The organism is Lentilactobacillus parakefiri, from assembly GCF_002157585.1.
Lineage (GTDB): Bacteria > Bacillota > Bacilli > Lactobacillales > Lactobacillaceae > Lentilactobacillus > Lentilactobacillus parakefiri.
In genome coordinates, this window is the sequence record NZ_BDGB01000093.1 from 1 (window position 1) to 402 (window position 402).

Genomic DNA, 402 nt, shown 5'->3' on the forward strand with positions numbered 1-402 from the left:
TTTTAAAAATGTTAACATTATCTCTACTACTTAACGCGTTTTTTATATGTTTAAAAAGCGTATCATCTACTTGAAGAAAAGTATTCTTTCCTACTAACTGGATGTAAGCTGATTCCTGAGACAACTTTTAAGAGAGCGTATAATGAATAAATCGTCTCTCAAAAGGAAGGAATTTTTACATGCCAACTCGTTACGACAAAGAATTCAAACAAAACATTATCAACCTATATAAGCAAGGCGAATCAGCTGCCCAACTGGCCAGAGAATATGGCATTGGCTATTCAACAGTTCATAAGTGGATCCAGGGCCAGGCCAAAACTCAATCCGGTAAATCGCCAGACGAAATCAAAGCGATGGAAAAGCGACTGGCTTCGCTGTCTGAGGAGAACGAAATCCTAAAAA

Annotated in this window: 1 protein-coding gene; it reads left to right on the forward strand. The window is 37.8% G+C overall.

What is annotated here, in order from left to right:
• Positions 1-179: 179 nt before the first annotated feature.
• Positions 180-402: transposase (locus LPKJCM_RS09580; RefSeq protein ID WP_032767623.1), on the forward strand; the 223-nt coding region annotated here is incomplete at its 3' end.